This is a genomic window from uncultured Salinisphaera sp., assembly GCF_964012375.1.
Taxonomy (GTDB): Bacteria; Pseudomonadota; Gammaproteobacteria; order Nevskiales; family Salinisphaeraceae; genus Salinisphaera.
Map to the genome: position 1 here is coordinate 1 of NZ_CAXGSH010000164.1, position 3,652 is coordinate 3,652.

A 3,652-nucleotide genomic window follows, 5' to 3' on the forward strand; every position below is an offset into this window, starting at 1 on the left:
TGTGTAAGCTCAGCCGGAGTTTGTGACGCGCTCAGGCGTCAGTCAGATCAAGCGTGGATAGCTCGCGGGGGAAAAGGGTCGGGCCCCTCGAGTTGGCGGCCCAAATGCGTTTCGATATGAAACGTGGGTACCGCGGGCGGCTGGGGCGTGATCCCGGCCGTATTATGCGCAACATCAGCCATCATGCCGCAGATGGCCACTGCGCAAGTCGAAGTCGCCGCGGTGGAATGCTGCGACTTCGCGGTGTCGGCCTGACACAACGTGCAATCGCTTGCCGTAGCCTCGGCCGGCATTGTCCACGCCATGACCGCTGGACTGGCCAGCACGCTGGTGAACACCAGCATCGAGATCAGCGCGTGGAGCACGGTGGACTTCATAATTTCAATATAGGCCACAAATCTGCCGTAAACAACACCCGGAGTGGGGTACGGAGTCGTTATTTCTTCAGACAACCGGGTGAATAATGCGGCGTCTATTTCGGAACGGCCCGGCCTTCATACATATAGGTCATGGGCTTTGGACCTTTCATGTAGCCGGTTTCGAGATGTGTACAGTCAAAGCCGGCTTGTGCGATCAATGCCTGGATCGGGCGATCCAGGTGACAGCCGCCGCTGATCTTCGACCAGAAAGGCGTCAGGCGGCGCTGCCATTGGGCCACGGCTGCCTCCGGCCCTAAGCCATGTTCGACGAATAGAAGCTGGCCGCCTGGTTTGAGCACGCGGCGCATTTCCGCCAGCGCCCGATCCGCATGCGGGATGCTGCACAGCGTCCAGGTCGTCACGATCGTATCGAGGCTCTTGTCATCAAACGGAATGGCTTCTGCCGAGCCCTCGATCAGCGCAACCGGCCGGTCGGAGTGCTCCGCCGCGCGTCGCGCGATACGAACCAATTGTGGTGACGGCTCCAAGCCGTAAATGCCGCGGACATGCGGCCCGTAAAACGGCAGGTTGAGGCCGGAGCCGATGCCGATTTCCAGGACTTCGCCCTGCGCGCCGGATAACACACGCCGTCGATAGGGCGCCAAGTGGCGATTACGCATGGCCATATGACAAAGCCGTGGTAACACTACGTCGTTGTAGAAGCCCATCATTAAGCTCGCTCGTTGCTACTCGCTCACGCTCGCCATCGCATCAAAGAACATCGCCGGCCGTTGCCAGAGTGAGTTGACGAAGATCGCGGTCACGCTGGCGGCCATGGCCACCATCGCCCACACGGGGTAGATCAGGCCGGTGGCGGCCAATGGGATGCCGATACCGTTGAATAGGAAAGCCAAGCCGACATTCTGCAGCATCTTGCGATAACCCCAACGGCTGATCTCCCACGCTGTGATCACCGCGCCGAGCTGACCATTGAGGATGATGATATCGGCTGCGTCGATGGCGATATCGGTGCCAGAGCCCATAGCGATACCGATATCAGCCTGCATCAGCGCTGGCGCGTCGTTGATGCCGTCGCCGACCATGGCGAGACGCACGTCGCGCTGCATAGCGCGCAGGCGCTCGGCCTTCTGATCGGGGAGCACACCGGCATACACATCGTCGATGCCCGCGCGCTCGGCGATATACCGAGCGGTGCGCTCGTTGTCGCCGGTGAGCATGGCGGTGCGGATGCCCAACTCGTGCAAGCGGGCGATGGTATCGACGGTGTCGGGGCGCAGAGCATCGCCGAGCGCGATCGCGCCAAGCAAGTGATCGCCGCGGGCCACGACAATCACCGTGTGGCCCTGTTGTTCGGCGGTATCGATGCGTTCCTGCAAGGCGTCCAATGCCACGCCGGCGGCGCTCAGAAACGCCGGACTGCCGACCCGCACGGTCTCGCCGTCGATCTGCGCTGTCACGCCGCGGCCAGACTCGGCCTGAAAGTCGGCAATCTCGGGGAAATCCAGTCCGCGTTCCAGTGCCGCTTCGACCACCGCGCGGCCCAGCGGATGCTCCGAGGCCGCTTCCACGGCGGCGGCAACCGCCAGCAGCGTGTCGTCGTCGTGATCGTCGACGTTATGAATATCACGCACCGCCGGCCGGCCTTCGGTGAGTGTGCCGGTCTTGTCGAAAACCACAGCGTCGATCTTGCGCAGTGCCTGGAAGGCTTCGCCGGTGCGCATCAGCACGCCCTTGTCCGCGGCCTCGCCGGCGCCGCGCACGATCGACAGCGGCGCGGAGATGCCGACCGCGCAGGGGTAGCCCATTACCAGTACGGTCAGCGCGGCGAACACCGCGCGCTGAAACTCGGGATCGGCGCCGAAGGCGAGCGGCCCGAGGGCCCATCCCAGAAAAGCGAGCGTGGAAATCGCGAGCACCGTTGGCGTATAGACCTGCAGTACCCGATCGACGATATGCAGCAAGCCGGGCTTGAGCGCGCGGGCGTCTTCGACGCTGGATATCACCTGATGCAGAAAACTTTCGTCGCCGACGGCGGTGACCCGGATCAGCAGGGTGCCGTTGCTGTTGATAGCCCCGCCGACGACGCTGTCGCCGGTGGTTTTTTCCACCGGTAGCGGCTCGCCGGTGATCAACGATTCGTCGACCGCCGAGCCGCCGTCAGTCACTTCGCCGTCGACCGGAATGCGCTCGCCAGGACGCACACGCACGGTCATGCCGGCTGCAACCTGCGCCACGGGCTTATCCTGCTCGCCGTCATCGGTGACCACGTGCGCGGTCTCGGGCTGCAGATTCAGCAGCCGCTTGACCGATTGTGCGCTGCGGGTCTTGACGATCAGCGACAGCCATTCGGAAAACAGGTGATAGGTCAGCACCATCACCGACACCGCAAAAAACGCCGCTGTCGGATAACCCGGCGGTTGCGCTGCCAACCCGATCGCCCCGCCGATCAGACCGGCGAAGGCGCCGATCTCGACCAGTACGTGTTGATTGAGAATGCCACGGCGTAGCGCCTGAACAGCCATCACCAGCATATGCCGGGCCAGCCCGAACATCATGGCGAGCGCGAGCGCGGCGACCAGCACCGGCTCGTAACCAGCTAGCACGCCGCTCGCGCGCAGCGCGAACAGGATCAGCCCGCCGGCGGCCAGCCCTGCGCTGCCGGCCAATGCAGTGGCGTGGCCGCGTCCGCGCAGTACGGCATAGCCGAAGCCAATCAGACTGACATAGACCAGCGACGACAGGCCTAGGGTCCAGGCGCTGGTGGTATCCACGATCAGGCCCACCGCGGCCAGGCTCAGTGTCAGCGCTGCCAGGAAGCGGTTGCGCTCGATGGCAAGCGCCTGCTCCTGCCGTTCGAACGGTTCGACCTTGCGCGGATCGCTCAAGGTATAGCCGATCTGCTGGAGGGTGCCCATCAGGGTTTCGGCGTCGGTCTGCCCATCGTCGTATTCGACCAGCGCCTGCTCGTGGGTCAGGCTGACCGCCACCCGCTGGACGCCGGGTTTGGCACCCAGTGCCCGTTCGATGGTGCCGGTACACAACGAGCAGTGCATGCCGCCGATATGGGCGCGCACGCTGCGGATGCCGGAATCGCCAGTGGTGTCATCGCTCCACGGGTGAAGCGCGTCGGAATTTGCGGTTGTCTTGTTCATGGCATCACCTTTTAATGGAGAACGCGCGGTGCACAATGCGTGTTCGCCTCAACATGAGCAGTCGCCGTCCTGCTGCACTGGTGGACAGGGCACCGACCCATAAGAGCAGTACACGCAACA

General features: G+C 63.5%; 3 protein-coding genes. All 3 read right to left on the minus strand.

Annotated features, from left to right (window positions below; translation table 11 throughout):
• Positions 1-47: 47 nt before the first annotated feature.
• Complete coding sequence (locus ABNU97_RS17410) at positions 48-395, minus strand: hypothetical protein (RefSeq protein ID WP_348767932.1); 348 nt, start codon at positions 393-395, stop codon at positions 48-50.
• A 77-nt stretch (positions 396-472) separates the two neighbouring features.
• Positions 473-1,087, minus strand: coding sequence for a class I SAM-dependent methyltransferase (locus tag ABNU97_RS17415; RefSeq protein ID WP_123592639.1), 615 nt, complete (start codon positions 1,085-1,087; stop codon positions 473-475).
• Between the two features lie 18 nt (positions 1,088-1,105).
• A complete protein-coding gene (locus tag ABNU97_RS17420) occupies positions 1,106-3,532 on the minus strand; it encodes a cation-translocating P-type ATPase (protein ID WP_348767933.1) in 2,427 nt (808 codons plus the stop codon).
• Between the last annotated feature and the right edge of the window lie 120 nt (positions 3,533-3,652).

What these genes read in the sequence shown, in the direction of transcription:
- ABNU97_RS17420 (WP_348767933.1), bottom strand. Translation starts at nt 3,532, where the DNA reads ATGAACAAGACAACCGCAAATTCCGACGCGCTTCACCCGTGGAGCGAT.
- ABNU97_RS17415 (WP_123592639.1), bottom strand. Translation starts at nt 1,087, where the DNA reads ATGGGCTTCTACAACGACGTAGTGTTACCACGGCTTTGTCATATGGCC.